The sequence below is a fragment of the Serratia inhibens genome, from assembly GCF_003591175.1.
GTDB lineage: Bacteria > Pseudomonadota > Gammaproteobacteria > Enterobacterales > Enterobacteriaceae > Serratia > Serratia inhibens.
Map to the genome: position 1 here is coordinate 16,638 of NZ_QYYG01000005.1, position 26,557 is coordinate 43,194.

Here is a 26,557-nt window from a genome sequence, read left to right on the forward strand (position 1 = left end):
ACGCTATTTGGAGTAAATAAACATGCCTCTCGCATTACTTGCATTGACCATCAGTGCCTTTGCTATCGGCACCACGGAGTTTGTGATAGTCGGCTTGATCCCGACTATCGCAGAGCAACTTGGCGTGACAGTGCCCTCTGCCGGGCTGCTGGTAACCATTTATGCTATCGGCGTGGCGATTGGCGCTCCGGTGCTGACGGCCTTAACCGGTCGCGTACCGCGCAAGCTATTGCTGATCGGCCTCATGGTGCTGTTCACTCTCGGCAACCTGCTGGCCTGGCAGGCACCAGGCTATGAGTCGCTGGTGGTTGCCCGCCTGCTGACCGGCCTGGCGCACGGTGTATTCTTCTCAATCGGCTCTACTATCGCGACCGGCCTGGTGGCGAAAGATAAGGCTGCCTCGGCGATCGCCATCATGTTCGGCGGCCTGACCGTAGCGCTGGTGACCGGGGTGCCGTTGGGGACCTTTATCGGTCAGCACTTCGGCTGGCGTGAAACCTTCCTGGCGGTATCACTGATTGGCGCTATTGCTACCGTGGCCAGCATCATTCTGGTACCCAACAATATCAAGAATCAGGCCAGCGCCAGTATCGGCGAGCAGTTTAAAGTGCTGACTCATCCGCGCTTGTTGCTTATCTACGCCATCACTGCCCTCGGTTACGGCGGCGTATTCACCACCTTTACCTTCCTGGCACCCATGATGCAGGAACTGGCGGGTTTCTCCGCACCGGCGGTAAGCTGGATCCTGCTGGCCTATGGCATTGCTGTGGCGATTGGTAACATCTGGGGGGGCAAACTGGCGGATCGTCATGGCGCCGTGCGCGCGCTGAGTTTTATCTTTGCCGTGTTGGCCGCTTTGTTGCTGGTATTCCAGTTCACTGCCGGCCACAGCATTGCCGCGCTGATAACGGTGATCGTCATGGGGGTGTTTGCCTTTGGTAACGTTCCTGGCTTGCAGGTGTATGTGGTGCAAAAAGCCGAGCAGTACACGCCGAACGCAGTGGATGTCGCTTCCGGCCTAAATATTGCGGCATTTAACGTGGGCATTGCGTTGGGATCGGTGATTGGCGGCCAGACCGTCGCTACCCTGGGATTGACGCAAACCCCGTGGATTGGCGCGCTGATCGTGCTGGTGGCACTGTTGCTGGTTGGCCTCAGCGGGCGTCTGGATAAGAAGTACCGGCAGCAGCCAGTCTGATACCCAGGCACTCCCGTTATTCAGGCCCGCATTTCATTTTGCGGGCCTTTTCGCATTTCTCACTCATCGCCGCTAACCTTTACATACATATACTGTCAGAACATTGAACTCCTTGGTTCACGCCCCTATAACTGAAAAGGAGATACCCCGTAAAAGCCATGCCAGCAGGTGAGGGCAGGCGTATAATCGATTCATTGTTGGCGGGAATGTCACCGTCAGTTTCATCCTCATGGGAAATAGGCGAATAGCGTGCCGAAACGAACTTATGCAATGAGGTATGTTGCAGGCCAGCCAGTTGAGCGAATTTTCCCTGGCGCCATTAATCAGCCGCTGCCGCCCGGGGCCGCATTGCCCACGGCGGGCGCGTTGCGGGTCATGGTGTGGAATATCTTTAAACAGCAACGGGCAGACTGGCTCTCGGTGCTGAAAAACTATGGCAAGGATGCACAGCTGGTGCTGCTGCAAGAAGCGCAAACCACGCCTGAACTGGTGAGCTTTGCCACGGCCAACTACCTGGCGGCCGATCAGGTGCCGGCATTTGCGCTGCCTCAACATCCATCAGGCGTGATGACGCTGGCGGCGGCACACCCGGTTTACTGCTGCCCGTTGCGTGAGCGTGAACCGCTGCTGCGGTTAGCCAAGTCGGCGTTGATCACCGTCTACCCGCTGTTTAACGGCCAACTGCTGATGGTAGTAAACATCCATGCGGTGAATTTTAGCCTGGGCGTGGACATATACAGTAAGCAATTGGGGCCAATCGGTGAGCAGATCGCCTCTCACCATGGGCCGGTGATCATGGCCGGGGATTTTAATGCCTGGAGCCGCAAACGAATCAATGCGCTGTATCAGTTCGCCAGCGATATGGCGCTGCGTGAGGTGAATTTCACCGACGATCACCGCCGTAAAGCCTTTGGTCGTCCATTGGACTTTGTGTTCTATCGCAATATGGGGGTTGCGGAGGCCTCCGTACTGGTGACCAGCGCTTCGGATCATAATCCTCTGCTGGTGGAGTTTCATCCCGAGGCAGACAAGCCGCATTGGTAATGTTCGCTCAGCTTTCAGACAATAAAAAAGCACCCCGAAGGGTGCTTTTTTTGTGCCGGAAATTTAGGTATCCGGCGACATTTTGTTGCTTACAAACAAGGTCAGTTTCAAACCGGGTTGCAGGCTGCTGCCTTTGCCTAGCGTTGAATTCCAACGCATCACGTCGGTAATATCGACGCGATGACGACGTGCAATACTGGCAAGCGAATCACCTTTACGAACCTGATAGGTGATACTGCTGTTACTGTCAGTGTTGCTGGCCACTTGCAGGGTTTGCCCAACTTTTAAAGCGCTCTTGGCACGTAAGTTGTTCCAACTCTGCAAATCGCTGGTTTTAATATTCAACCGCTTGGCAATGCCCGATACCGTATCGCCGGAGCGCACTTTATACGAGCCACCACCAGACAAGCCGCTGTTCTTCGCCAACTGTGAAGTTGGCTGAGTCACCGCGATCTGGCCATCGGCCAGCGAGTCTTTCAGCTGATCGGCATTGCCTTTAGGAACCATGATGTAATGGGGCCCGTTGGGTGCCGTAACGCCTTTTTTGTAGCCTGGGTTATAAGCTTTCATCTTGGTAAGTGAAAGCCCAGCCATCTCAGCCGCCTGAGTTAACTGTATTTGCTGTCCGACATCAATACGAGCCAGTGCACGGGTGTTATCAGTCTTTGGCAGATTGATACCGTACTGCTTGCTGTTTTTGATGATCTCGCTCAGCGCCAACATTTTCGGGACATAAATTGACGTTTCACGCGGAAGCGACAATGCCCAGAAATTGGTTGGCTTACCCTGGCGTTTATTTGCCTTAACCGCTTGCATGACCCGGCCTTCACCACTGTTATAAGCGGCAACGGTCAATAACCAGTCACCGTTAAACATGCGGTTCAAATACTGCATCATATCAAGCGCAGCAGTCGTCGAGGCCACGACATCGCGTCGCCCGTCATACCACTGGTTGTTTTTCAAACCATAATTACGACCCGTTTGCGGCACGATTTGCCATAGCCCTGCGGCGTTGGCACTTGACGTGGCGTGTGGGTCAAAAGCGCTCTCCACTATGGGTAGCAGTACCAGTTCCATCGGCATATTGCGTTTCTTAATCTGCCCGACTATCCAGTACATGTACGGCTCTGCCCGTAATGTTACATCGTGGAGATAGCTCTTACTTTTTAGGTACTTTCTTTTTTGATCACGGATCCGGGAATTTTCCGGAACCTCCATCTTCAGCTCGTCGCTAATGAAGTTCCACAGGTTCTGTTGCGCGGCACCACTATTGTTATCTAGCCACCGCGCCGAGCTCGCTCGACCATTCGCTGTGTACTCTCCTGCTTCACCTTCTTGACCTGCCGAAGACAAACTCTGTGCATGCTGTTCTGGAGCCGGTGCATCCTGCCTGGATGACTGGCACCCCACTAGCAAGACTGAGGCGAGAAATATCGCTTTAGCCTTCATGTGTGTGTCAATATAGTTGCTTAAAAGACGAGCAATCATACTTTGCTTCGTCAAATAACACAACTAAAAGCTCAGAAGTTATCTTTCCGCAGGCGTAATTCGGAAAAAACCGAATGAAGGTGGTCCGGTGGCGTGTGGAAGCCTAATTTCTTTTGTAAATCAGTGTCATGGCATCGTAAAAATAGGTTAATTTTACGCTCTGTTTGTAGCTTTGCAGGGATGCTGGGGTAGCCTTTTGCCCTTAACGCTTCGACTTGTTGTTGATATGTTTCAATCTCTCGATCTTCCGGCAAAATAGCCCGCGCAAACTTAAGATTTGAAAGAGTATATTCATGCGCGCAGCAAATTAAGGTGTTATCGGGAAGTTGCGCGAGTTGTTGAAAAGCGTTGTACATTTGTTCGGCCGTCCCTTCAAACAGCCTGCCGCAGCCGGCAGAGAAAATCGTGTCTCCACAGAACAGATAAGGTGCGCTATAGAATGCCACATGGCCCAGCGTATGTCCGGGAACCGCGATAACGGCGTATTGGCGGCCGTTGATTTCGATCGTTTCACCGTCATGAACGATGTGATTTGTTCCTTTGTCGGCCGTTTCCTGCGGGCCATAGACCTTCAAGCCCGGATAGCGCGCCGCAATTTGCGCTACGCCGCCGACGTGATCGTGATGATGGTGGGTCAGCAGAATGGCATCAGGGGTCAGATTCAGGCGCTCCAACGCGTCAAGCGCTGGCTGCGCTTCGCCGGGATCGACCAGGACGCAATGCCCTTGTTGGTTATCCAATAACCAAATGTAATTGTCCTGGAAGGCGGGAATGCTGATAAGATTCATGTTGGACCCTCATGTTGGCAACGGCTTGAAAGAAGATAATAAATCATGAAACCAGCCCATACTTTAGAAAAGCTCGCCGGCCCACAGTCTTGGGCAGAGATGCCGTGGGGGGAATACTATCGTGAGGCGCTCGAGCGCCAGTTGCAACCCTGGTGGTCGAAGCTGTTCGGTTTTCACCTGCTGAAACTCGGTAACCTCAGCGCCGGTCTGGCGACCGACAAGTGCGCCATTTCGCATCAGGTGAATGTGAGCCTGAAAGGGGAAAACCTGCAGGTGCTTGCGGATGCCTACCAATTGCCTTTCGCCGCCAAATCGGTGGATGCCTGCCTGCTGGCGCATACGCTGTCTTATGCCGACGATCCGCACCGTATGCTGCGCGAAGTCGATCGCGTGTTGATCGATGACGGCTGGCTGGTGATCAGCAGCTTCAACCCGTTCAGCCTGTTGGGATTGGGCAAGCTGGTACCCGGATTACGCCATCGTCAGCCCTATGTCAGCCGCATGTTTACCCAAATGCGCCTGTTGGACTGGCTCAGCCTGTTGAATTATGAAGTGCTGCATCAGGCGCGTTTTCATGTACTGCCGTGGCAGCGCAAGGGCGGGTCGTTTTTAAGTACGCATTTGCCGGCGCTGGGGTGCATGAGCGTGATTGTCGCACGTAAACGCACCTTGCCGCTGACCCCAACGCCGATGAAGGTCGGGGCCAGAAAACCGGCTCTCAGCCGCGCCGTCGGCGCGACCAAGAGTTACCGCAAACTGCCTTAATTTTCCGGTTTGTAACCCACGTCATCCTGCGTGGGGTTGCCTGCCGCATCGCGTGCCAGCACGTCGCAGCGTTCGTTCTCCGGGTGGCCGGCGTGGCCTTTGACCCATTCCCACTTGATGGTGTGGGTCTGAATAGCCAGGTCCAAACGCTGCCAAAGATCGACATTTTTGACCGGTTTTTTATCGGCGGTTTTCCAGCCACGCTTTTTCCAGTTATGGATCCAACTGGTAATGCCCTGACGCACATATTGGCTGTCGGTACTCAGCGTCACTTCACAGGGGGTGGTCAGGGCTTCGAGTGCGACAATCGCCGCCATCAGCTCCATGCGATTGTTGGTGGTCAGGCGGTAGCCCGCACTGAAGGTTTTCTCAACCTGTTTATAGCGCAGTATTGCGCCGTAGCCACCGGGGCCCGGGTTGCCAAGGCAGGAGCCGTCGGTGAAAATTTCTACCTGTTTGAGCATCTCTGGTAGACTCTTCCTATCAGTTTTATAAAAGCCAAGTCTGACATAAACGAGCGCTGTGAGCACTGCAATATGATCTCTACAACCACCAGACAGATTGTCCTCGATACCGAAACCACCGGTATGAACAAACTCGGGGTGCATTACGAAGGCCACCGCATCATTGAAATTGGTGCAGTGGAAGTGATTAACCGCCGCCTGACCGGTCGCCACTACCACGTTTACGTCAAACCAGACCGGCTGGTAGATCCGGAGGCCTACGGGGTTCACGGTATCAGCGATGAGTTCCTGGCGGATAAACCCACGTTTGACCAAATTGCCGATGAGTTCATCGAATTCATCCGCGGCGGTGAATTAGTCATTCATAATGCGTCGTTCGACATCGGCTTTATGGATCACGAATTCCGCATGTTGCAAAAGGGGCTCCCGAAGACCGACACCTTCTGCACCATCACCGACAGCCTGTTAATGGCGCGCCGCCTGTTCCCGGGCAAGCGCAACAACCTTGACGCCCTGTGCGGCCGTTATGAGATAGACAACAGCAAGCGTACGCTGCACGGCGCATTGCTCGATGCCGAGATCCTGGCTGAAGTTTATCTGGCAATGACCGGTGGCCAGACGTCGATGGCGTTTCAGATGGAAGGCGACACGCAACATAACGACTCGACGCAGGATATACAGCGTATCGTCCGCCCGGCGACGGCAATGAAAGTGGTCTATGCCAGCGATGCAGAAGTGGTGGCCCATGAGGCACGGCTGGATTTGGTGGCGAAAAAAGGCGGCAGTTGCCTGTGGCGTGCGGAAGCGGAATAACGGCGTTCCCGGCATGAAAACGCGCCTTTCAGGCGCCTTAGCTGAAAAACTGCGCAAACGGTTAATTTCGTAAGAAAAAGGCATTGACGCAACAGAAACTCAACCGTAATATGCGCCTCGTTCCTCTCGCAAGAGTTGAACGGCGCGGAGCGGTAGTTCAGTTGGTTAGAATACCTGCCTGTCACGCAGGGGGTCGCGGGTTCGAGCCCCGTCCGTTCCGCCAACATTAAGAAGCCCTGAGTTAGCGATAACTCAGGGCTTCGTTGTTTTTAATCTTTGCTCAATTGCGTCTTGGCAAAGGTTACCGACTGATTGGCTGCCCATTCGCGGCGGGCAATGATCCGATAGCATCCCCCACCCAGTGCGGCGCCGATAAACCAGCTAAAGTTAGCCACCTCATGCAGGCTGGGCGTAAAGCTGATCGCCAGCCCGATAATCACCGACGGAACCAGCGCCCAGATGGCGTTCGGGTTAAAACCGTTCTTATACCAGTAACGCCCCTCTGGCGTAGCGTTGTACAAATCGTCGACGTGCAGCTTGCCGCGTTTGATGATGTAAAAATCCACCAGCAAAATACCGAACAACGGGCCGATAAAGGCCGCCAGCACGTCCAGCGTGTAGTGGATCAGCTCGGGTGACTGGAACAGATTCCAGGGCGTCAGCAGGAAAGAACCTACGGCGGCGATCATCCCGCCGGTGCGGAAGCTGATTTTCTGCGGCGAACAGTTGGAGAAATCAAACGCCGGCGACACAAAGTTGGCCACGATATTGATGCCGATGGTGGCGACAATCATGGTCAGCAGGCCAAGAGCCACGGCGATATCGCTGTCGAGCCGGGTGACGGTTTCGATCGGATCGGTGATCAACTGACCGAACAGCGGCAGGGTGCCGGAAACGATCACCACGGTGACCAGGGAGAACAGCAGATAGTTGAACGGCAGGCCCCAGCGATTGCCGCGCTGCACCTCGGCAAAGCTTTTGCCGTAGCGGGTAAAGTCACCGAAATTCAGCAGCGGGCCGGAGAAGTAAGACACTACCAGCGCAGTGGCGGTCAGCATCAGCCAGCCCTGCTCACCGGCGCTCAGGTTTTTGCTCGCCAGCGTGAGGGAAAGGTTGGAGAAACCGACGCGGTATACAATCCAACCGGCTAAAGCGAACATCACCACATACACCGCCGGCCCGGCGATATCGATAAAGCGCTTAATCGCCGCCATGCCGTGCCAGAACACCATTGCCTGCAATAGCCACATGGTGATGTAGCAAACCCAGCCAAGCTGCGACAGCCCGAGGAAATGCGGTTGGGTCATCGGCTCCAGCGACGGGAAGAATTTCAGCAACGTCAGCATCAGCGCATTGGAAGCCAGATAGGTTTGTATACCGTACCAGGCGAAGGCGATCATCCCGCGGATCACCGCCGGAATATTGGCGCCGAACACGCCAAACGCCTGGCGGCTCAGCACGGCGTAAGGCACGCCGCCGAGCTGGCTGGGTTTGGCGACCAGGTTGGCGCAAAACTGCACGATGCAGATCCCCACCAGCAGGCAAATCAGTACCTGCCAGCTTGACAGACCGAGAGCGAAGAAGCTGGCGGCTACCACATAGCCGCCCATGCTGTGCACATCCGACATCCAGAAGGAAAATATGTTGTACCAGCTCCAGTTTTGATCGCGCGTTGGCGCCAGATCGTCGTTACACAGCTTTGGGCTGTAATTTTCATTAGGGTTTGGCATAAATCGTGCTCCTCTCAAGAACGTTACCCGGATGTGGTTATCTGTTTTTTGGCAAAGATTGCTGAGAAGGCTTTTGCAGGATTCAGGCCATATTGTTCTTTTTTGTATACAAAATATCTGCATCTTGTATACGATTTGATTCTCTAACGGTACAGGGAGCAGCAAAATGGTCGGCACGACGATCGGCGCCAACGCCGCGTGGCTCGGGCAACAAGCCACTTATTTCACTGAAGATAAAGACGATCATATTTACAACGAGCTGGTGAAGGCGATTGTCGAACACCGGCTGCTGCCCGGCAGCAAATTGCCGGAAGAGGCGTTGGCGGAGACCTTTGGCGTCAGCCGCACCGGGATCCGTCGGGTGCTGCAGCGCCTTGCCGCAGTGCAGCTGGTTACGCATTTGCCCAAGCGTGGTGCACTGGTGACAACGCCGGGGCAGGATGAGGCGGCGAACGTTTTCCAGACGCGCAAAATGCTGGAGTGCGCCAATTTGCCGCGGGTGGTTGCCGCTTGTCGCGAAGAACATCTGCTGGCGATGGAAGGCATCGTGGCGCAGGAACAGCAGGCGCACCGCGATCAGGACGGCGCTGCGGCCATTCGTCTGTCTGCCGCGTTTCACGTTCAATTACAGGCGATAGCCGGCAATCACGTACTGACCGAAATGGTTTCTCAGCTCACGCTGCGCTCATCACTGGTGATTGCCGTTTACGGCGCACCCTGGCAGCAGGGCTGCCGTTGTCATGATCACAGCGATCTGCTGGCGCTGTTGCTCCGCAAGGACTGCACGGCGCTGGTAGAGCACATGGCCCGCCATTTTGACGATATTGTGGCGAACCTGAGATTTAATGACGGTGCGGATGAAACGCCTGATTTCGCCCGTATTTTTGCCAAGACCGGTTTGCAGGAGCCTTTATGACCGCCGATTGCATCATCCAGGTTATCAACCCGAACACCAGCCGGGCAATGACGGCGACCATTGCCGATGCAGCCCGCGCCGTGGCCGCGCCGGGTACCGAGATCCTGGCGGTTTGTCCGCAAGAGGGGGCGCCGTCGATAGAAGGCCATTTCGACGAAGCGATTGCTGCGATCGGGGTGCTGCAACAGGTCAAACTCGGCCGCGAAGCCGGCGTCAGCGGCCATATCATTGCCTGTTTTGGCGATCCGGGCCTGCTGGCGGCGCGCGAACTGGCAAGCCGGCCGGTGGTTGGCATCGCCGAGGCGGCCATGCATATGGCGACGCTGGTGGCGACGCGCTTTTCTATCGTCACCACACTGCCGCGCACATTGACCATTGCGCGCCACTTACTGCATCAATATGGGTTTGAGCGCCACTGTGCCGCGCTGCACGCTATCGATCTGCCGGTGCTGGCTCTGGAAGATGGCAGCGGCCTGGCCCAGCAAAAAGTACGCGAACAGTGCATTGAAGCAATACGGCACGACGGCAGCGGGGCGATCGTGCTCGGCTGTGGCGGTATGGCCGATTTGGCTCGCGAACTGACGCAGGAACTGGGGATCCCGGTGATCGACGGCGTCAGCGCTGCGGTGAAAATGATCGAGTCGCTGCATGCGCTGGGCCTGAGCACCAGCAAGCACGGCGATCTGGATTTCCCGCTGGTCAAACCCTTGTCCGGCATGTTTGGCAGTTTTAACGGGTAATAGGTAGAGGGAAACGGCGATGAAAGAGTATGACTTCAATCAAGAGTATCCCCGCGATTTGATGGGGTATGGCGGCCGGCCGCCGCATGCCCGCTGGCCGGGGCAGGCGCGTATCGCCGTACAGTTTGTACTCAACTACGAAGAGGGCGCGGAAAACAACGTGCTGCATGGCGACGCTGGTTCCGAACAGTTCCTGTCCGATATCATTGGCGCGGCCAGCTACCCCGAACGACATATGTCGATGGAGTCGCTGTACGAGTACGGGTCACGAGCCGGGTTCTGGCGTATCCATAATGAATTCCAACGCCGCGGTCTGCCGTTGACGGTGTTTGGCGTGGCGATGGCGCTGGCGCGCAATCCGCTGGTGGTCGAGGCGATCAAAAACGCCAATTATGATGTGGTCAGCCACGGCTGGCGCTGGATCCACTATCAGAATATGGATGAAGCGACCGAACGGCAGCATATGCAGCGGGCGATCTCGGTACTGAGCGATCTGTTCGGCAAGGCGCCGCTCGGCTGGTATACCGGCCGCGACAGCCCGAATACCCGCAGGCTGGTGGTGGAACAAGGCGGTTTGCTGTACGACAGCGACTATTATGGCGACGACCTGCCGTTCTGGACCGAAGTGCAGTGCGCCAATGGCGAAAAAAAACCGCATCTGATCGTGCCCTACACGCTTGAGGCCAATGATATGCGCTTTGCTTCGCCGCAGGGCTTTAATACCGGCGAGCAATTCTATACCTACCTGAAAGACAGCTTTGACGTACTGTATGCCGAAGGGGAAACGTCGCCGAAGATGCTGTCGATAGGCATGCACTGCCGGTTACTGGGGCGTCCGGGCAAGTTCCGCGCGTTGCAGCGGTTCCTGGATTATGTCGAGCAGCACGATCGGGTCTGGGTATGCCGGCGGCAGGATATCGCCGAGCATTGGGTGGCGCAGCACCCTTTCAAAAAATAACCCGTGTCGGCACGGGTCGATTGACGTTGGGCGCCGTAGAGGCGCCCTGAGCAGGATCAGAACAGCACTGAGTAGTTCAGACCAAAGGTACGGCCACGGCCTTTATAGCTGTACAGCTCTGGTGAGCCGTAGGTTGGGCTGTAAAGGATCGGTGCGCGCTGGCCCCAGACGGTGGTGTAATTCTTGTCCAGCAGGTTTTCCACGCTGAAGCTGACTTTCCCCACCGGCAACGCGTAGCTGCCGAGGAAATCGAGGGTGTTGTACCCGTTGATTTTATTGCCGTCGGCATCCGATACGTCGAACGTTTGCTGCGACTGCATACGAAGATTCCAGTCGCCCGGAGCCCAATTGACGTAGGCGGTGGCTTTCGACGGACTGGCGGTGTCGACCGTCAGCTTTTCCCACTTGCCGTCGGTTTTGGTTTCCGATTTGATCAGGTTAAAGGTGGTGCCGGTGCTCCATTCGCTGTTATCGAAGAAGTAATCCACCGCACCTTCCACCCCGTAAATCCGGCGTTTATCCGAATCCAGGTTGATGGTCATGTCGGTTTTGTTGATCGAGATGGTTTTATCCGACAGCGAGTAGTAGGCAGCGACCTGGGTACGCAAGTTATCGCCGGTATAACGCCAGCCCAACTCGTAGGAGTTAACCTTGATGCCTTCCAGCTTGGAGTCATTAACGTTGACGCTCTTCTGCAACTGATAATGCCCGTCGACCAGCTTATAGGTGCCCGAACCGTAATACTTCGCCAGATCCGGGATCTCAAAGCCTTGCGAGAAGTTGAACCACGCCTGCTGACGTTCGGTCAGGTGGGCCAGTAAACCGGCGTTGAACAAAACGTTGTTGTAGTCGGTTTTGCCGCCCGGCACCGCATCGGCGGAGTTCGCCAGACCGTTGGCGATCCCTTGTTGCTGCGCATAGCCGACAAAGTCGTCCACCTTGTTCTCGGTGTATTGATAACGTACACCGCCACTGAGGGTAAACATCGGGTCGATGTCGTAGCTGGCCTGCAGGAACGGCGCCAGGTTGGTGGTGGTATAGCCAGGATAGCGGCCGACGTTATAGGCATTTTCCAGCGTCATACCGCCGGACTGCTGCGCCTTGGCCAGATTGAAGAACTGCTGGTTGGCGTTGAAGCTTTCATGCTCGGCGTCGACGCCGTAAGTCAGCGTCAGGGCGTCAATCGGTTTGCTGTTCAGCGTCAGTTTGCCGCCGTAAAAATCGGTTTTTTGCTGTGAAGCGCCGATGCTGGTGACCTTGCCGCCGGCCAGCGTCGGGAACGGGTAGAAGGTCAGCGACTCGTCGCGATAATAGACCTGCGCCACCAAATCCTGACCCCAGAAATCGGTGTTGGAATACTGCAGGTTAATCAGGTGGCGTTCGGTGCCCGGTATGCGATCCGAATTCAGGTTGCTGCCGTTGGAGGCCTGGCCTGCACCGGTCACGGCCGAGAAATCTTTCCCCAGATACAGACCGTGCTTGCCGTCTGACTCACTGTTGAAATACTGCGTCGTCACTTGCAACTGTTGGTGATCGTCAATGTTAATGGTGCCGGTACCCATCACGTCGATGCGATCGGAATATTGCAGTCCGGTCTGGGTGTTATCAATCAACACCTCATTGCCTTTGCCGTCGTACCAACCGCCGTAACGCTGATAGGAGAGCGACAGGCGGCCCGAAGCGTTGTCGTTGCCGCCGCTGACCGCTGCCGACACATTCTCGTCGTGATCATTATGGCCGCCGAAACCGGTTTTCCCGCCCAGCTGCAGCTCAACCTGCTTCTCTTTTTGCCCTTTCTTGGTGACGATATTGATCAGGCCGCCGGTGCTGCCGCCGCCATACAGCGAGGTGGCGCCGGAAATCACCTCAATGTGTTCGATGTTGAACGGATCGATGGAATCCAACTGGCGGCTGTCGCTGCGCGAAGAATTCAAACGCACGCCGTCGATCATCACCATCATCGAACGGCCGCGCATGTTCATGCCGTAGTTGGTACGGCCCTGGCTGCTGACATCCATACCTGGGATCAGTTGCGCCAGAATATCTTTGATTTCCTTGCCGCCCTGGACCTGTTGCTCAATTTCCTGGCTTTCAATCACCCAGGTGGTTTGCGCCATCTCTGTCACGCTGCGGTGCGAGCGGCTGGCGGATACCACCATTTGATCTTCGCTTTTTTGTTCTTCTGCCCAGGCAGCCGGCGCAAGCATCGCCAGCATGCAAGGGTTCAATACCCAAAGGTGTCTGCGTTTCATCGTTATTTTTTCCAGTGTTCCCATGTTGGTGTGTAGTTAAAACTCGGTGTAATTAAGCATGACGTGTTCAGCGTGGGCCGGGGTGGCCGGTTGCTGGCTGCGCCATTGGATCACAGCCGGGGTGGACGTTAAATCGAACTGGTCGCGTCCTAAAGCCCGGTTGAGAATACGTGCCGACCGCCAGGCCATCAGGCTGAGCTGGGGTTCGGCGATGCCGTGGCTGTGCATGCCGGCGTTGACGGCAAACAGGCAGTTTTCCTGCGGGCCTTGCCACTCGAGGGTGAAATCGGGGGCAACGCGGTATTGCTCATCTGCCGTGGTCAGCAGGCGGTCCGCCAGCGGAGCGAGGAATGCCGGGCGATCCTGCTGATAACCGGTGGCGAAGATCACCACATCGGTATCGAACGTTTCTTTGCCCTGATCGAGGTGGTGATGGGTCACCAACCGATAGCCGTTACCCTGAGTGTGGATCGCTGCCAGCGAACGGCTTGGCAGCAGGTGCGCCCAGGGTTTTTCACGCAGCACTTCAAACTGGTGATACATCGCGCGGTAGATGGCCAGCAGCGAATCGCTGGTGATGCCGTCGGAGGTCATTTTCTGCTCGGTCAGCATCCGTTGCTTGGCGCTGTCATTCAGGCCATAGAAGCTGTCGACGTAGTCCGGCGTGAAGTACTCGTTGGCGAACGCGGCTTCATCCAGCGCATTGTAGTTATTGCGGCGCGAGATCCAGTTCAACTGCGTCGGTTGGCCCCACTCGGCACGGAAGATGTTCAGGAACAGATCTGCACCGCTCTGGCCGCCGCCGACGATAGTGACGCGTTTGCCGGTCAAATCCGGGTTGCGCAAGGTCATCTCGCTGGCGTGGAAGCAGCGGTCGTTTTGCTCGGTAACGCAGTCCGGCAGTTTGATGCGCTTGCCGATGCCCAGGCAGACATGGCGTGCCCGGTAGGTGGCGCGCTGGGTGGTGACGACAAACTGGCGCTGCCGATCGTCAAAATCCACGCTCTGAATATCCTGGCTGAACTCGAGCGAACTTAACCCGTTGGCGGCCCAGTCGAGGTAATCGGCGAACTCTTCGCGCGACACCGTACGCAGCTCGGTGGTCAGGAAACGATAGAATTTCTTCCTTTTAACCAGGTAGTTAAGAAAGCTGTACGGATTGGTGGGCGACACCGCGCTGACCAAATCCTTCAGGAAGCTGGTCTGCATATGGCAATCCGGCACCATCATGCCGGGGTGCCAGGAAAAGTGCGGTTTACGCTCCAGGAATTTGCCGTTAAAGCCGGCGACTTCACTGCCGAGCGCGGCGATGCTGAGGTTGAAGGGACCGATGCCGATGCCGATGAAATCCAGAGGCTGATTCATTGGGCAAACTCCTTGGTGACCAAATAAAGAGGGTTATCCAGATCTTGCAGATAGTTTGGCAACATGCGGCTGCCGCCATCCTGCTCCGAATAGGTGAGTTTCACCGGGTTGAGCACCACGCGAATAATTTGTGGTTTGAATAAGTCAAAGAGAGCGAAGCGTTCTGCCATGTCCGGGTGCTGCGCCATGTAGCGCTCCAGCACCTGCGCCAGCAGTTGATAGAAACGGGATTCACTGATCCCGCAGGCCTGCATCAGCGGCGAGATAAAACGCAGCACGGTGACGAAATGCCCGGTTTGCAAGTCATGGATCAGATAATCGGCGGACAGGCGCACGGTAACGTCCTTCACCACCTTCGGCAGCGAGGCCGCTTCCGGGAAGTCCTGATCCACCAGGCGCATATCGCCCTGGAAATCTTTCAGCAGCACCCGTTGCGGTACATGATCCTTCATCACCAGCGTGATGTTTTGGCCGTGGGCGATCAGGGCTACGCCGTAACGGCACATCAGGTGGTACATCGGCAGTACCACCACACTGAACATCTGTTGCAGCCAGGCTTCGGCGCTCAGGCCGGACCGGGCGATGTAGGCGCCGATCAGCGGCTGGCCGTGGTTATCGGTTTCCATCAGCGTCGCCATCAGAATGGCCTGCTCGCCGTCCCGCAGATAGCACGATGGGTTTTCGCGCCAAATCACCCCCAGCATTTCCTGATAGCGATAGGGCGCTTTGGCCAGAGCCGCGTAGGTTTGGTGTGTCATATAGCCTGCGGCCGGCTCGCCGAGGATCTCGGCGCCGCTGGCGCGCAGCGTACTGTCTTCGGCAAACACCTGTTGCAGCCAGCGGGAGGCGGCCGGCCCGGCGCTGATGTATTTACCCGGAATACCGCGGTAACACGAGGTGTTGTAAATGGTCAGCGGCAGCTTGATGTCGAACGCAGAACGGCGGCTGACGTTGGTCAGGGTGCGCAATGATTGCTGTGCCAGATAGCTGTCGCCAAACTCACCCAGCTCGACCAGCTCCCCTTCGGCCAGTTGCGGCAGGAAGTGCAACGCGATTTTTTGCTGCCATTGCCACGGGTGCAACGGTACCGGGATCCAGCCATCGTTCAGCTCCAGTTCACGCCAGCGGCGGTCAAAGCGCTGGCGTTCATCGCCTGTCATGGCGCTGTCGAGCAGGTTTTCCAGCGGGTAGTTATCGTCGGCACACCAGACAAAGCTGCCTCGTTTGGCCGCGACCCAGTGCAGCTGGAATTGGCCCTGATATTCGGGCGCATACTGCTGCAACGCGCTCAGACCCCAGCCGCGACGGCCTTTGTTGAAGATAAACTTGGGGTGACCGGCCAGCAGGCATTGCAGCGCGTCGGCGTCGAGTGCGATCAGATCCTGCGCGCTCATGCCGTGGCGGGCAGACAGCAATTGCATATCACCACGCAGCGTGGCGTACAGATCTTCCAGATGTTCGGCGATCTGCGCGTCGTCCATTTTCAGTACCTGCGCCAGCTGGCGCAGCGTTTGGTCGGCCGCCAACGGCTGGAGATCGCAGGCCAGGCTGGCGGCGTCGATGTGTAACCAGCCCCAGATGCCGCGCTCGGCGCTGAAGGTATAACTGGCGTCGCCCAGTGCGATGCGCCATTGGCCGTCATATTGTTCGGCGTGCAGCGCGCGTTCGTACTCCAGCTCGGCCAGGATCTTGGCGATCATCTGGCGGTTAACCCGTTGCCAGTTGGCGTAATCAGTGGCGATCATAAGCAAATCCCCCGGAAGAATTCATCGCGCTGATTCATGATCAGACGCGAACGCTTATGCGGAAAGTCGAACTCTTTCACGGTGTGGTAACCGGCAGCCGGCAGGTGGCGGAACAGGCGCTGGTTGTCGGCGCGCGGCTCGGCGACCACCCGCATGGTGCGTGGCTCATCCAGATACAGGTAATGAGTCAGGCCGCGCAACCAACTGCGGATATAGTGCGCGCCACGACGATCTTCTTCGCCGACCAGCATGTGCAGCCCGCGATCGAACGGCTGCCAGCGGTAGTGGCGGCCAATGCGGTCTTCCGGCGCCCAATAGACTTCGAAATAACCGAACGGGCGATCGTCGAAACACCCCAGCAATGGATAGCAGTAGCTGGAATCCAGCTGGCGTTGCAGGTATGCCGCCTGTGTCTCGAGCGGGCCGCTCATTTCCCAGAATGCATAGACACGCGGCGAATTCATCCAACGGGTGAATTGCCCGGCATCGCGTTCTACTTCCGGCAGGCGGAAACTCAGGGTCTGTTTAAGCTGCGGATCATAACGGCGATAGACCTCGCCATTGGGCCGCATCGGGCGTTGCGGGTGCCACAGGCTGCGTTCGGCGTCATACTGCATCTGGGGGGAGGGACGGTTGCGTTCAGCGCCCAACCACAGCGGCAACTGATAAAACGTCTCGCGTGCCAGATAGTCGCCGCTTGCCAGTGCGAACAGCGCCTGCGCCTGCGGCTCTTCGCGCCATTGCGCATAGGGCAGCGCGATACCGCTCAACTGCGGTGCGGCTATCAGCAACTGGTCCAGCGCCTGCACCAGCCAGCCTTGCGGCAGCGAACCGGGATAGTGCAACACCGCACTGCCGTCCAGGCCCAGACCGAGTTGCAGCTCCTTTTCCAGCCGTTCACAGCGGAAACCACTGCCGGCATGCATCAGTTTGGCTTGCGGCATCATTGGGCGGCTCCCTGGCGCAGCGGATTGACGAAATCAAAGTAGATCACCGCCGGATCGACGATGGTGTTTTCGTTGTGGTCGTGCAGGTAACAGAAGAAGTTGCCTTTGCAGTTCCAGTGGCTGCTGTCGAGCACGTAGTCCAGGCACAGGGTATTTTTGGCCGTGGCGCGCAGGCCGCTCAGCGCGTCGCGCACCCGAGCCATCAGGCTTTCTTCCGTATCGAAACCGGCGGCAGCCAGCGCGGCGGTCACCGCCAGGCTGGAGTTCACCAGCAGGTAGTAAGGGAAATAGCGCAGCAACTGCTGTTCGCTGAAGCGGTTTTCCGCGTCGGCTTCGCCAATCTCTTCCAGCCACGGCGCGGCATCGCGGGTAAAGCCGCTGCCCTGGCAGTCGCGGTATAGCATGCCGATCGGCAGATCCTGCTGCATCTCCACCAGAATGTTTTGCTGGTGGGCCAACAGCACCAGCCCGTAATCGGCTTCCGTGCTGAACAGCGGCAGCAACACCTGTTGGCAGTAAGCGTCCAGCCAGGCATGGGCGGCCTGTTTCAGCGGCAGATTCAGGCGGGCGGCCAAGCGGCGCACTGCGGCAGCCAGCAGGCTGTCACCGCCATCCGGCGCCGCCTGCGTGAGCGTTACCAGCACGTTGGTTTGGCTATGCGGTTGGTCGAACAACAGGTTATCGCGCAGTGCCATCAGGCTTTCTTCCTGGACAGCGCCGTCCACCGAACGCAGGCCGGCCCAGCCGTCTTCCTGCATCACGCGGAAGGTCGGATAGCGCGCTTGCAGCTCTTGCCAGCGTGGCGTTTGCGCCAGCCGGGCCAGACGGATACCGCGTTTTACTTCTTTAACCGACAGGGTGCGTACCGAGTTGGTCAGGCGGACGCTGAGGGAGAATTTGATCATGTCGCGGTTACCGGCGCTGTACAGCGAGCGCGAGGAACTGGTCGGCAGCCAGCGCTCGCCGGCTTCACCCAGGTCGCTCAGCAATCCCTGCGCCGCCAGATCCTGGCACCATGCCTGCGTCAGCAGGTGATCGGCCTGCCACGGATGCATCGGCAGCAGCCAGACGTCATCGGTAAAATGCGCCAACAGCTGCGGAGCGCTTTCGGCGGCAAAGCGCTGCAGGCGTTGTTGCAGCGTCAGGTTCAGGCTGTCGCCGCACAGGTAGCGCTTATCGACGGCAAACCAGCGCAGCGGGAAGCTGGCGGCAAAGTCCGGCAGATAGCGACGCGCCTGCTGCTCGTTGAAGGGTTCATGGGATTTCGGCGCCGGGTGGAAGGCGTGGCCGACCAGCAGAGCCTGCTCCGCCTGGGCAAAGTTTAGCGGCTTGTCGCGCAGTGAAGGCCAGTCCAGGCGGATATCCATGGCCTGGCGGGTATTATCATGACTTTCCAGTACCCGCTGGCGGAAACGCGCCACGACCTCGTCGGACAGCTCACCTTTTATCGTCGGTTTTTCCAGCAGCAGGGTGACCAGTTGCTCCACGCTCAGCGCTACGCCCGCGCCATCGTCTTGCTGATGCAGACGGGCAGGGAAAAGATACTGATGATGTTGCGTGGGCGAGGTATGGCGTAAGGCAATACGAATAGCCCGGGTAGATGAAAGCGGAATGTTGAGCTGCGGATACTGTTGGTGGCCGGCGGCCGGAACGATTTGCCAGTCCCGGGTTTCACGCATCAATGCGTTGAGAAAACATTGGGCAGCCACGTCGGTCGCCGCGGTTTCAAACTGGAGAGTCATGATCCGATTTTCGCTAAGAATCAATTGAGAATGATTCTTATATCAATAATATTTATTGTTATCAATCGTCCTATGATACAATTTTTCAATGATTTTTTCATAACCATATAATTTCATTAACGGTAACCTTACTTTTGATGAGTATTTCACCTTCCGCTAAATCACCCACAACTGGGAATACGTCTCCTTCAAACTGGCCATTGGCGCTGTGCGCCGGTCTGTTGGGCATCGGGCAAAATGGCCTGCTGGTGGCGTTACCGGTGTTGGTCAGCATGACCCACTTGTCACTTTCCGTCTGGGCCGGGCTATTGACGCTCGGCTCAATGCTGTTTCTGGTCGGCTCCCCCTGGTGGGGGCGACAGTCTGAAATTCGCGGCTGCAAGTTTGTCGTGACGATGGCACTTGCCGGTTATTTGTTCAGTTTCGCTTTACTGGCATTGGCCGTTTGGGGGCTGGCGGCCGGCTGGCTTTCACCGATGGTGGGGCTGGGCGGCCTGATCGTGGCGCGTGTTATCTATGGGCTGACGGTGTCCGGCATGGTGCCCGCCAGCCAAACCTGGGCATTGCAGCGTGCCGGCTACGAACAACGCATGTCGGCGCTGGCGACCATCAGCTCCGGGCTGAGCTGCGGGCGCTTGCTGGGCCCGCTGTGCGCCGCGCTGGCGTTGTCCTTTCATCCGATGGCGCCGCTGTGGCTGATGGCCATCGCGCCTTTGATCGCTTTGCTGGTGGTGTGCCGCCAGCAGAACGATCCGCCGTTACCGCCGGTGGCGCAGCAACAAAATCGCCTGCGTCTCACTATGGTGCCTTATCTGCTTTGCGCGCTGTTGCTGGCGGCATCGGTCAGCCTGATGCAGCTCGGTCTGGCACCGCATCTGACCCGTTTGTTCAACCACTCTGCCACTACCGTCAGCCACCATGTGGCCGTATTGCTCAGCGTGGCGGCGGCCTGCACGCTGCTGGCGCAGTTCCTGGTGGTGCGTCCGCAGCGATTCAGCGCACCGCAATTGCTGTTGATTGCGGCGGTATTGATGGTGGCGGGATTAGGCTTGATGTGCACCCAACCGCTGGCGCTGTTCTATCTCGGCTGCGCGCTGGCTTCCTTCGGCGCGGCGATGGCGACGCCAGGCTATCAGCTGATGCTGAACGATAAATTATCCACCGGCAAAGGTGCCGGCGCTATCGCCACCAGCCATACGCTGGGCTACGGTCTGAGCGCGTTGATGGTGCCGGTGGTGGCAAGGTTTTATGGCGAGTCACAGCTGATTGCAGCGGCTCTGATGATGGCCGTCCTGCTGGGCGGTTTCAGCGGCTGGCTATGGTGCCGGCAGCGTATCCAGCTACATTCTGCGGGAGAGTAACAGATATGTCCGGCGCATCGAGTTACCGAATTTTTGATATCACACTGAAAATAAAAGAAAACGTATCACCTTCCTTGCTGCGTTGCGTTTTCGAAGGCCCGGACGTCCACCGCATGAAGCTGGAGGCACCGGATCAACGCATCAAACTGCTGTTCCCGGCCGATGCCGGCCAGATCACACGGCTGGAAAACAGCGATGACTGGTATCGTCGCTATATGGCGATACCGAAAGAGCAGCGCCCGATTATGCGTACCTACACGCTGCGGGCACTGCGCACCGAACGCAACCAGATGGACGTCGAGTTTGTGCTGCATGGCGTGAACGGCCCGGCCTCCGCCTGGGCGACCCATGCCAAACCTGGGGATGTCCTTCAGGCGGTGGCCCCCAATGCGGATTTTGACGGCGACAGCGGCGGCTACGAATGGGCGCCGCCGGTGCATCTGCGGCAGGCGCTGTTGATTGCCGATGAAACGGCGGTGCCGGCGGCGATGGGTATTCTGGAACAACTGGCGCAACAGGCCAACCCACCGCAGGTGCAGGCGTTTTTTGAGGTGCCGCTGGCGAGCGATTGCCTGAATATGGATCGCTTCCCGTTCGCCGAGGTGTATTGGCTGCCGCGTGACGTCGGGCATCAGCAGATGCACGGCACGCTGCTGGTGGAATCCGTGCGTCAGCGGGTGACCATTCCTGAATCGGCGCGCGCGCAAGCGCAGTCATTGACGGAAAACAGCCTGGGCGGCGAACTGCTTTGGGAGCGCGCAGAGGGCGCGAAGGGTTTCTATGCCTGGGTGGCGGCGGAGTCTTCTGCGGTGAAGGCGCTGCGTCGTTACCTGATCGGCGAACGCGATCTGGACCGCTCCACCGTTAACTTTATGGCTTACTGGTGTTGAGTCACGGCATCAATATCCAGTTTCACTTTGGTGGCGAATAGCCAAAATAACGGCGGTTACACCGTTAAACCGATACAGGACAAGATAACCGCTATTGCCGAAATCGACAGGCCACTCCCTGAATTCAGGTGCCATATCTTTAGCGGGGCGCTATTATTTTGATGTTGTTACGAATAGTGGCGACAGCGCGCTTTGCCGAATTGAGATCCTTCTCAGCCAGAAATCGATAAAGCCGCTGTACATCCAGCAGCGCCGCTGGCGTCCATATCAGTTGTGGCACCCGGGTATCTCCGTATCGTCACCTTTTTCCAGATCGGAGAGCCAGCCGTCGGCCTCGTCCTGAGTCAAATGTTTACCATTGGCCCGATAGGTTTCCCATGCCTGCAATGCATCGTTGCGAACAGCCTCGCGTTTTTCTTCACGCTCGACATATTCACGGATAGCTTCACGCATAATCCAGTGTGCGCTGCGCTGGTGGGTAGCGGCAATGTGTTGCACCCGTTGTTTAAGCTCATCATCAATTTTTATCGACGTAGCAGTAGCCATAAGTAGCCTTAGTTAGTTAAAGGTAATACCTTTAGCTACAATACGGCTCATGGCGTCAGACTGTCCAATTCTTACGCACGGTGACTTATTCCGCCATCAAACTCACATGCGCGGCCACGATGCGCCAGCCGCAGGCCAGCTTGGCCCAGGTTTGCATCTGGCGGCCGACGCGTTCGCTACCAGGGCGGCGAAACTCAGTGCTGGCAACCGCCATATCATCACCGTAGGTGGTAATGACGGTGTTCTCCAGGAGGCGATCCAACCCTTGCGACGGCCGTTGCCGGCGGAAATCGCGGATCTGATCGATGCCGTACAGGTTTTCCGTCGCGCCGTAGCGAACGGTACGCCCGTCGTGCCAGAACAGCTCATCCAACACATCAATGTCATTGCCGATCAGCGCCTGTTCATAGCGATAAAACGCGGCGTTCACCTCAGCCAGCACCGCCGGCCGGTCGATATATTCACTTTTCATCCATTAACCCTGCTTTGTCGGTAAGGAACAGTTCGCCACGCCACGTTGCTCGAGCGCATAGGCGGCACGCAGCGCCAAATCTTCACGCCACGGCGGGGCGATAAGTTGCAGGCCGATAGGCAACCCCGAAGCGGTTTTCAGCGGTACCGTCACCACCGGCAGGCCGAGGAACGAAATCGGCTGCGTCAACATGCCCATGCTGGCGCGGATCGGCAGATCGGCACCGTTGATGCGCATCGTTTCCTGGCCAAGACGGGTAGCGCTGCACGGCGTTGCCGGGGCGATCAGAATATCCCAGTGTTCAAACAGCGGCAGCACTTGCTGTTGGAAATGGGCGCGGAAGCGCTGCGCCTGCACATACCAGGCTGCGGGCAGCATGGCACCAGCCAAGAGTCGCTCACGCGACAGCGGCTCAAAGCGTTCCGGCTGGCTGCGCAACTGCGGCAGATAGTGGTTGCCCCCCTCGGCGGCGCTGATGATAAACGCCGCCGAACGCGCCAGTTCAGCCTGCGGCAGCTCAACTTCGGCACAGGCCTCCAGCGCCATCGCGACCTGTTGCACGGCGGCTTTGGCCTCGTCATTGCACCACTGCTGGAAATAGCCTGCGAGCACCGCACAACGCAGCCCCTGCTGGCCGCGTGGCAGCAGCGATTCGGTTTGCGTGATCGGTTTTTCCGCCTGAAAGCGGTCTTCGATATCGGTGCCCTGCATCACGTCGTATACCGCCGCCAGATCGCGCACCCGGCGGGCGAAAGGCCCCACATGATCCAGGCTGGCGACAAAGGGTTGGCTGCCGCTGCGCGACAGGCGGCCGAAGGTCGGTTTCAGCCCGTAAATGCCGCACAGCGATGAAGGTACGCGGATTGAGCCGTTGGTGTCGCTGCCGAGCGAGAAGGTCACCAGCCCGGCGGCGACCGCGGCCGCCGAGCCGCCGGAAGATCCGCCGGCAATGCGCGTGGTGTCGTGCGGGTTACGGGTTGCGCCGTAGTGGCTATTTTCGGTGGTAAAGCCGTAGGCGTAGGCATCCATGTTCAGCATGCCGGAGAGCAGCGCGCCTTGTGCCGCCAGTTTGCCCACCGCCCAGGCATCTTGTTTGGCGGGCGCGCGGTCGCTGAACAGGCTGGCGCCGGCCAGGGTGGTTTCGCCGGTGACGTCGAACAGGTTTTTCACCGCGTAGGGGATGGCCGCCAGGCTTGGTAAGGTTTGCCCCTTGGCGCGGATGCGATCGAGGTGATCGGCTTCACTCAGCATCCGCTCGCGGGTGATGTGGGTATAGGCGTTCAGTGAAGGGTTGAGCCTGTCGATATTCTCCAGCGTTTGCTGGGCTATTTCGCGTGCGGAAATCGCCCCTTGTTTAAGGGCGGCACGGATCTCGGCGATCGATAATGCGCTTAACGGATTCATGCGCGATACACCCCGGCAATCTCCAGGCGTTGATCGAGCGGGAAGGCCATCAGCGGTTCCGCCATCGCGGCGATGCGGTTGAACTGAGTCAGCAGTTCCTGGCGGCGCGCGTCATCCATTTCCAGGGCCAATATCGCCTCCATCTGGCTGATATAGGCCGCCCAGTCGGTAGCAGGCAGATTGTTCATAGATATTCCCCGTTTAACATGGTGACTAAAAACCGGCGGCGCTGCCGTTGCTGCGCGGGTCAAAAGCGCCTTCGAGCATGCCGTTGGTATGACGAACGATGGCGCCGGCATGGCCGACCGCTTCGCTGAAATCGGGCAGCAACTCCACCTCATGGCCGCGCCGGCGCAGATATTCCACGGTTTCGGCGCTGAAACGTCCTTCCAGCTTCAGAGAATCCGAACTTTCGCCCCAGGTGCGGCCGAGCAGCCAGCGCGGTGCGCTGATGGCCTGTTGCAGCGGCAACCCTTGCACCACATGGCGGACAAATACCGCGGCCTGGGTTTGCGGCTGGCCGTCACCGCCCATTGATCCATAGACCAGGGTACGCCCGTCATACAGGCGTGCGGCGGCCGGGTTAAGGGTGTGGAACGGCTGTTTACCCGGTGCCAGGGCCAGCAGATGGGCGGCATCCAGGCTGAATGACGCGCCGCGGTTTTGCCACAGCACGCCGCTGTGCGGCAGAACGACGCCGCTGCCGAATTCGTGATAAATGCTCTGAATAAAAGATACCGCCAGACCGCTGCTGTCCATCACCCCCATCCAAACGGTGTCGCCCGGGCCTTTACCTTTCCCCCAGGCGGCGGCCTGGTGGGGATCGATGCGTTTGGCCAACACATCCAAATGTTCGGCCTCCAGCAGCGCCTGCGGATCCTGCGTCATATGGCGGGGATCGGTGATGAATTGATCGCGCAGGCCGAAAGCCAGCTTGGTGGCCTCCACAATGCCGTGCACCACGGCGCCTTCGCTTTGGCCGGCGAGCGGCAGTCGATCGGTCAGCCCGAGGATGGCCAACGACACCAGCCCCTGTGTGGGCGGCGTCAGGTTGAAAACTTCGCCTTTCTGATGCTCCAGCCGCAGCGGCGTGCGGCGGCGTGGCCGGTAATCCGCCAGATCCTGCGCGGTGAGCGGCATGCCCAGCCGGGCCATATCCGTTGCCATGCTGTGCGCCAGCGGGCCGCGATAGAAGCTGTCTAACCCGTCTTCGGCCAACGCGATCAGGGTATCCGCCAGTTGCGGCTGGCAGAAACGTTGGCCGGCGTGAGGGATTTCCCCGTGCGGCAGGTAAGTGCGGGCAAAATGTTCCAGCTCCGCCAGCTCATGATACTTGCTGCGGGTGGCGGCTTCCTGCGAGGCGGTGACCGGAATGCCGTCCGCTGCATAGCGAATGGCATCGGCCAACAGGCGTGGAAGTGGCAACTGTTCTCCGCCCAATTCGGCAGAGTAATCCAGTGCGGCCTGCCAGCCGCCGACGGTGCCGGCCACGGTCAGCGCCGCTTTCGGCCCACGGTGTGGAATGTGACTTTCACCGGCGTAGAAATCCAGCGTGGCCAGGGAGCCGGCCGCACCGCTGGCGTCTATCGCGACCGGATCGCCCTGTGGTGGAACAATCAGCCAGAAACCGTCGCCGCCCAGGCCGTTCATGTGCGGGTAAACCACCGCGATAGTGGCAGCCGCAGCGACCATCGCCTCGATGGCGTTGCCGCCTTCGCGCAGGACCGCCAGCGCGCTTTCGCTGGCGAGGTGATGCGGTGTGACCGCCATACCCAATGGCGCGGTGTTGCTGTTAATCATTTCTTGGCCCTTTTTTGAGGTCAGCATCTGACTGAATACAAGCAAGAGGCGTTCCATATTTTCCTCTGGGACAATAATTGCTTGCCAGCGGGTGGATCGGCCGTGCTATGTTCCGCTGAAACGAACGTTACAGCCGGAGTGGCGATGAAGCAGATTGATGAACGCCTGCGCAGTGAATACCCGCAGTTGACACCGCAGGAGCAGCGGGTGGCCGATTTTATCTTCGATCACTTTGATGATCTGATCAGCTACAACAGCGCCGAATTGGCACGCCTGAGCGGCGTTTCCAAGGCCACCGTCAGCCGTCTGTTCAAGCGGCTGGGCTACCAAAGCTATCGCACCATGCGCGACGAACTGCGTACCCTGCGCCAGAGTGGCATGCCGTTGACCGATAACCGCGATGCAGTGCAGGGCAACACCCTGCTGGCGCGCCACTACAAGCAGGAAATGGCCAATCTCACGCACTGGGTGAGCCATATCGATGCAAATCAGTTCAACGCGGTGATCGCCGCGCTGGTCCAGGCGCGGCGGGTGGTGCTGATGGGGTTTCGCAACAGTTATCCGGTGGCGATGCACCTGCGCCAGCAACTGATGCAGGTGCGCGAAAATGTGTTGCTGGTGCCGCAGCCTGGGCAGACGCTGGCCGAAGAACTGGTCGATCTGAGTACGCAGGATGTGGCGGTAGTGGTGGCGTTTCGCCGTCGACCGCGCCAGTTGCGGGCATTGTTGACGCAATTGCAGGTTCAGCAGGTGCCGACGCTGTTGGTGTGCGAACCGCAAGCGCAGGCGCTGATCCCGCTGGCGAACTGGCATCTGGCGGCGCCGCTCGACAGCGTTTCCGCCTTTGACAGTTACTCCGCCGCCATGAGCCTGGCTAACCTGCTCAGTAACGCTTTGCTGCATGAGACGCTGGCGCAAGGGCGGCAGCGCATTCATCAGATCGCCGACCTGTATAACGATTTGGACGAGCTGGAACAGCGCTGATCTCAGCGCTATTTTGGTGCTTTTGCACTTTAACGGTGCGCTACTTTCCCCACTTTATGCCGTTCCTCCGCCGCTTAAACGGCAGGGGAAATCCCCTCCTGATGCCTTAACCTACGGGCAATAAAGCAGAACGCTCTCCGCGCAG

At 58.0% G+C, this 26,557-nt stretch carries 24 protein-coding genes and 1 tRNA gene; 11 read left to right on the forward strand and 14 right to left on the reverse strand.

Features of this window, described 5'->3' with window-relative positions; all coding sequences use genetic code 11:
- Positions 1-22 precede the first annotated feature (22 nt).
- Positions 23-1,198 carry an MFS transporter gene (locus D4100_RS16085; protein WP_119804770.1) on the forward strand — a complete coding sequence of 392 codons (1,176 nt, stop codon included), beginning with the start codon at positions 23-25 and terminating at the stop codon, positions 1,196-1,198.
- Positions 1,199-1,447: 249 nt separating this feature from the next.
- Positions 1,448-2,242, forward strand: coding sequence for an endonuclease/exonuclease/phosphatase family protein (locus D4100_RS16090; protein ID WP_006322415.1), 795 nt, complete (start codon positions 1,448-1,450; stop codon positions 2,240-2,242).
- A gap of 63 nt (positions 2,243-2,305) precedes the next feature.
- On the opposite strand, the gene mltD is transcribed toward D4100_RS16090, so the two are convergent.
- Together mltD and gloB are read right to left on the reverse strand one after the other, a co-directional pair.
- Positions 2,306-3,691 (reverse strand): murein transglycosylase D, encoded by a 1,386-nt coding sequence (gene mltD / locus D4100_RS16095; RefSeq protein ID WP_193395149.1) that lies wholly within the window; start codon positions 3,689-3,691, stop codon positions 2,306-2,308.
- Positions 3,692-3,762: 71 nt separating this feature from the next.
- Positions 3,763-4,518, reverse strand: coding sequence for a hydroxyacylglutathione hydrolase (gloB, locus tag D4100_RS16100; RefSeq protein WP_006322413.1), 756 nt, complete (start codon positions 4,516-4,518; stop codon positions 3,763-3,765).
- Positions 4,519-4,563: 45 nt separating this feature from the next.
- On the opposite strand from gloB, the gene D4100_RS16105 reads away from it, so the two are divergent.
- Positions 4,564-5,283 (forward strand): class I SAM-dependent methyltransferase, encoded by a 720-nt coding sequence (locus D4100_RS16105; protein ID WP_119804771.1) that lies wholly within the window; start codon positions 4,564-4,566, stop codon positions 5,281-5,283.
- On the opposite strand, the gene rnhA is transcribed toward D4100_RS16105, so the two are convergent.
- The gene (gene rnhA, locus D4100_RS16110; RefSeq protein ID WP_006322411.1) at positions 5,280-5,747 is read right to left on the reverse strand and encodes a ribonuclease HI; all 468 of its coding nucleotides are present in this window, start codon (positions 5,745-5,747) and stop codon (positions 5,280-5,282) included. The genes D4100_RS16105 and rnhA overlap by 4 nt on opposite strands.
- A gap of 72 nt (positions 5,748-5,819) precedes the next feature.
- Between rnhA and dnaQ the strand changes: the two genes are divergently transcribed.
- A complete protein-coding gene (dnaQ, locus tag D4100_RS16115; protein WP_006322410.1) occupies positions 5,820-6,560 on the forward strand; it encodes a DNA polymerase III subunit epsilon in 741 nt (246 codons plus the stop codon).
- A 146-nt stretch (positions 6,561-6,706) separates the two neighbouring features.
- Positions 6,707-6,783, forward strand: a tRNA-Asp gene (locus tag D4100_RS16120).
- Positions 6,784-6,829: 46 nt separating this feature from the next.
- Here D4100_RS16120 and D4100_RS16125 read toward each other — a convergent pair.
- Positions 6,830-8,290, reverse strand: coding sequence for an NCS1 family nucleobase:cation symporter-1 (locus tag D4100_RS16125; protein ID WP_006322409.1), 1,461 nt, complete (start codon positions 8,288-8,290; stop codon positions 6,830-6,832).
- A 166-nt stretch (positions 8,291-8,456) separates the two neighbouring features.
- Here D4100_RS16125 and D4100_RS16130 point away from each other — a divergent pair, with 166 nt between their 5' ends.
- From D4100_RS16130 to puuE, 3 genes are read left to right on the forward strand one after another with little or no spacing between them, the layout of a single operon-like run.
- Positions 8,457-9,206, forward strand: a complete 750-nt coding sequence (locus D4100_RS16130; protein WP_119804772.1) for a GntR family transcriptional regulator — start codon at positions 8,457-8,459, stop codon at positions 9,204-9,206.
- Positions 9,203-9,946: an allantoin racemase gene (gene hpxA, locus D4100_RS16135; protein WP_006322407.1), complete on the forward strand. Its 744-nt coding sequence runs from the start codon at positions 9,203-9,205 to the stop codon at positions 9,944-9,946. The genes D4100_RS16130 and hpxA overlap by 4 nt, the downstream gene beginning before the upstream one ends.
- Before the next feature lie 19 nt (positions 9,947-9,965).
- Entirely contained in the window at positions 9,966-10,904 is a 939-nt protein-coding gene (puuE, locus tag D4100_RS16140; RefSeq protein WP_073440923.1) for an allantoinase PuuE, read from the forward strand.
- Between the two features lie 56 nt (positions 10,905-10,960).
- Here puuE and D4100_RS16145 read toward each other — a convergent pair whose 3' ends face one another.
- Genes D4100_RS16145 through D4100_RS16165 form a run of 5 tightly spaced genes read right to left on the reverse strand, consistent with a single transcriptional unit; the run spans position 10,961 to position 18,955 of the window.
- Positions 10,961-13,156 carry a TonB-dependent siderophore receptor gene (locus D4100_RS16145; protein ID WP_119804773.1) on the reverse strand — a complete coding sequence of 732 codons (2,196 nt, stop codon included), beginning with the start codon at positions 13,154-13,156 and terminating at the stop codon, positions 10,961-10,963.
- Between the two features lie 36 nt (positions 13,157-13,192).
- Entirely contained in the window at positions 13,193-14,521 is a 1,329-nt protein-coding gene (locus D4100_RS16150; protein ID WP_119804774.1) for a lysine N(6)-hydroxylase/L-ornithine N(5)-oxygenase family protein, read from the reverse strand.
- A complete protein-coding gene (gene iucC / locus D4100_RS16155) occupies positions 14,518-16,266 on the reverse strand; it encodes an IucA/IucC family protein (RefSeq protein ID WP_119804775.1) in 1,749 nt (582 codons plus the stop codon). Before iucC ends, D4100_RS16150 begins: the two co-directional genes overlap by 4 nt.
- Positions 16,263-17,213 carry a GNAT family N-acetyltransferase gene (locus D4100_RS16160; protein ID WP_119804776.1) on the reverse strand — a complete coding sequence of 317 codons (951 nt, stop codon included), beginning with the start codon at positions 17,211-17,213 and terminating at the stop codon, positions 16,263-16,265. The genes iucC and D4100_RS16160 overlap by 4 nt, the downstream gene beginning before the upstream one ends.
- Positions 17,210-18,955, reverse strand: coding sequence for an IucA/IucC family protein (locus D4100_RS16165; RefSeq protein ID WP_006322400.1), 1,746 nt, complete (start codon positions 18,953-18,955; stop codon positions 17,210-17,212). Before D4100_RS16165 ends, D4100_RS16160 begins: the two co-directional genes overlap by 4 nt.
- Before the next feature lie 137 nt (positions 18,956-19,092).
- Between D4100_RS16165 and D4100_RS16170 the strand changes: the two genes are divergently transcribed.
- Positions 19,093-20,316 carry an MFS transporter gene (locus D4100_RS16170; protein WP_006322399.1) on the forward strand — a complete coding sequence of 408 codons (1,224 nt, stop codon included), beginning with the start codon at positions 19,093-19,095 and terminating at the stop codon, positions 20,314-20,316.
- 5 nt (positions 20,317-20,321) lie between these two features.
- On the forward strand, positions 20,322-21,206 hold the full coding sequence (locus D4100_RS16175) for a siderophore-interacting protein (RefSeq protein WP_006322398.1): 885 nt from the start codon (positions 20,322-20,324) through the stop codon (positions 21,204-21,206).
- Positions 21,207-21,473: 267 nt separating this feature from the next.
- Here the strand turns inward: D4100_RS16175 and D4100_RS16185 are convergent, their stop codons facing one another.
- The 5 genes from D4100_RS16185 to D4100_RS16205 all read right to left on the reverse strand — a co-directional run bounded on the left by D4100_RS16185 (position 21,474) and on the right by D4100_RS16205 (position 25,428).
- Positions 21,474-21,752, reverse strand: a complete 279-nt coding sequence (locus tag D4100_RS16185; protein WP_119804777.1) for a CopG family ribbon-helix-helix protein — start codon at positions 21,750-21,752, stop codon at positions 21,474-21,476.
- An 85-nt stretch (positions 21,753-21,837) separates the two neighbouring features.
- Positions 21,838-22,224: an oxalurate catabolism protein HpxZ gene (gene hpxZ, locus D4100_RS16190; RefSeq protein ID WP_006322396.1), complete on the reverse strand. Its 387-nt coding sequence runs from the start codon at positions 22,222-22,224 to the stop codon at positions 21,838-21,840.
- A 3-nt stretch (positions 22,225-22,227) separates the two neighbouring features.
- Positions 22,228-23,628: an AtzE family amidohydrolase gene (locus tag D4100_RS16195; RefSeq protein WP_006322395.1), complete on the reverse strand. Its 1,401-nt coding sequence runs from the start codon at positions 23,626-23,628 to the stop codon at positions 22,228-22,230.
- Positions 23,625-23,816 carry an oxalurate catabolism protein HpxX gene (gene hpxX, locus D4100_RS16200; protein ID WP_006322394.1) on the reverse strand — a complete coding sequence of 64 codons (192 nt, stop codon included), beginning with the start codon at positions 23,814-23,816 and terminating at the stop codon, positions 23,625-23,627. Before hpxX ends, D4100_RS16195 begins: the two co-directional genes overlap by 4 nt.
- Before the next feature lie 25 nt (positions 23,817-23,841).
- A complete protein-coding gene (locus tag D4100_RS16205) occupies positions 23,842-25,428 on the reverse strand; it encodes a gamma-glutamyltransferase family protein (RefSeq protein WP_119804866.1) in 1,587 nt (528 codons plus the stop codon).
- Positions 25,429-25,572: 144 nt separating this feature from the next.
- Here D4100_RS16205 and D4100_RS16210 point away from each other — a divergent pair, with 144 nt between their 5' ends.
- Positions 25,573-26,412: a MurR/RpiR family transcriptional regulator gene (locus tag D4100_RS16210; RefSeq protein ID WP_119804778.1), complete on the forward strand. Its 840-nt coding sequence runs from the start codon at positions 25,573-25,575 to the stop codon at positions 26,410-26,412.
- Positions 26,413-26,557 lie beyond the last annotated feature (145 nt).

What these genes read in the sequence shown, in the direction of transcription:
- D4100_RS16085 (WP_119804770.1), top strand. Translation starts at nt 23, where the DNA reads ATGCCTCTCGCATTACTTGCATTGACCATCAGTGCCTTTGCTATCGGC.
- D4100_RS16145 (WP_119804773.1), bottom strand. Translation starts at nt 13,156, where the DNA reads ATGAAACGCAGACACCTTTGGGTATTGAACCCTTGCATGCTGGCGATG.
- D4100_RS16125 (WP_006322409.1), bottom strand. Translation starts at nt 8,290, where the DNA reads ATGCCAAACCCTAATGAAAATTACAGCCCAAAGCTGTGTAACGACGAT.
- D4100_RS16210 (WP_119804778.1), top strand. Translation starts at nt 25,573, where the DNA reads ATGAAGCAGATTGATGAACGCCTGCGCAGTGAATACCCGCAGTTGACA.
- D4100_RS16175 (WP_006322398.1), top strand. Translation starts at nt 20,322, where the DNA reads ATGTCCGGCGCATCGAGTTACCGAATTTTTGATATCACACTGAAAATA.
- D4100_RS16185 (WP_119804777.1), bottom strand. Translation starts at nt 21,752, where the DNA reads ATGGCTACTGCTACGTCGATAAAAATTGATGATGAGCTTAAACAACGG.
- iucC (WP_119804775.1), bottom strand. Translation starts at nt 16,266, where the DNA reads ATGATCGCCACTGATTACGCCAACTGGCAACGGGTTAACCGCCAGATG.
- D4100_RS16195 (WP_006322395.1), bottom strand. Translation starts at nt 23,628, where the DNA reads ATGAATCCGTTAAGCGCATTATCGATCGCCGAGATCCGTGCCGCCCTT.
- hpxZ (WP_006322396.1), bottom strand. Translation starts at nt 22,224, where the DNA reads ATGAAAAGTGAATATATCGACCGGCCGGCGGTGCTGGCTGAGGTGAAC.
- rnhA (WP_006322411.1), bottom strand. Translation starts at nt 5,747, where the DNA reads ATGCTCAAACAGGTAGAAATTTTCACCGACGGCTCCTGCCTTGGCAAC.
- mltD (WP_193395149.1), bottom strand. Translation starts at nt 3,691, where the DNA reads ATGAAGGCTAAAGCGATATTTCTCGCCTCAGTCTTGCTAGTGGGGTGC.
- gloB (WP_006322413.1), bottom strand. Translation starts at nt 4,518, where the DNA reads ATGAATCTTATCAGCATTCCCGCCTTCCAGGACAATTACATTTGGTTA.
- D4100_RS16105 (WP_119804771.1), top strand. Translation starts at nt 4,564, where the DNA reads ATGAAACCAGCCCATACTTTAGAAAAGCTCGCCGGCCCACAGTCTTGG.
- D4100_RS16205 (WP_119804866.1), bottom strand. Translation starts at nt 25,428, where the DNA reads ATGATTAACAGCAACACCGCGCCATTGGGTATGGCGGTCACACCGCAT.
- hpxX (WP_006322394.1), bottom strand. Translation starts at nt 23,816, where the DNA reads ATGAACAATCTGCCTGCTACCGACTGGGCGGCCTATATCAGCCAGATG.
- D4100_RS16130 (WP_119804772.1), top strand. Translation starts at nt 8,457, where the DNA reads ATGGTCGGCACGACGATCGGCGCCAACGCCGCGTGGCTCGGGCAACAA.
- D4100_RS16160 (WP_119804776.1), bottom strand. Translation starts at nt 17,213, where the DNA reads ATGATGCCGCAAGCCAAACTGATGCATGCCGGCAGTGGTTTCCGCTGT.
- puuE (WP_073440923.1), top strand. Translation starts at nt 9,966, where the DNA reads ATGAAAGAGTATGACTTCAATCAAGAGTATCCCCGCGATTTGATGGGG.
- hpxA (WP_006322407.1), top strand. Translation starts at nt 9,203, where the DNA reads ATGACCGCCGATTGCATCATCCAGGTTATCAACCCGAACACCAGCCGG.
- dnaQ (WP_006322410.1), top strand. Translation starts at nt 5,820, where the DNA reads ATGATCTCTACAACCACCAGACAGATTGTCCTCGATACCGAAACCACC.
- D4100_RS16165 (WP_006322400.1), bottom strand. Translation starts at nt 18,955, where the DNA reads ATGACTCTCCAGTTTGAAACCGCGGCGACCGACGTGGCTGCCCAATGT.
- D4100_RS16150 (WP_119804774.1), bottom strand. Translation starts at nt 14,521, where the DNA reads ATGAATCAGCCTCTGGATTTCATCGGCATCGGCATCGGTCCCTTCAAC.
- D4100_RS16170 (WP_006322399.1), top strand. Translation starts at nt 19,093, where the DNA reads ATGAGTATTTCACCTTCCGCTAAATCACCCACAACTGGGAATACGTCT.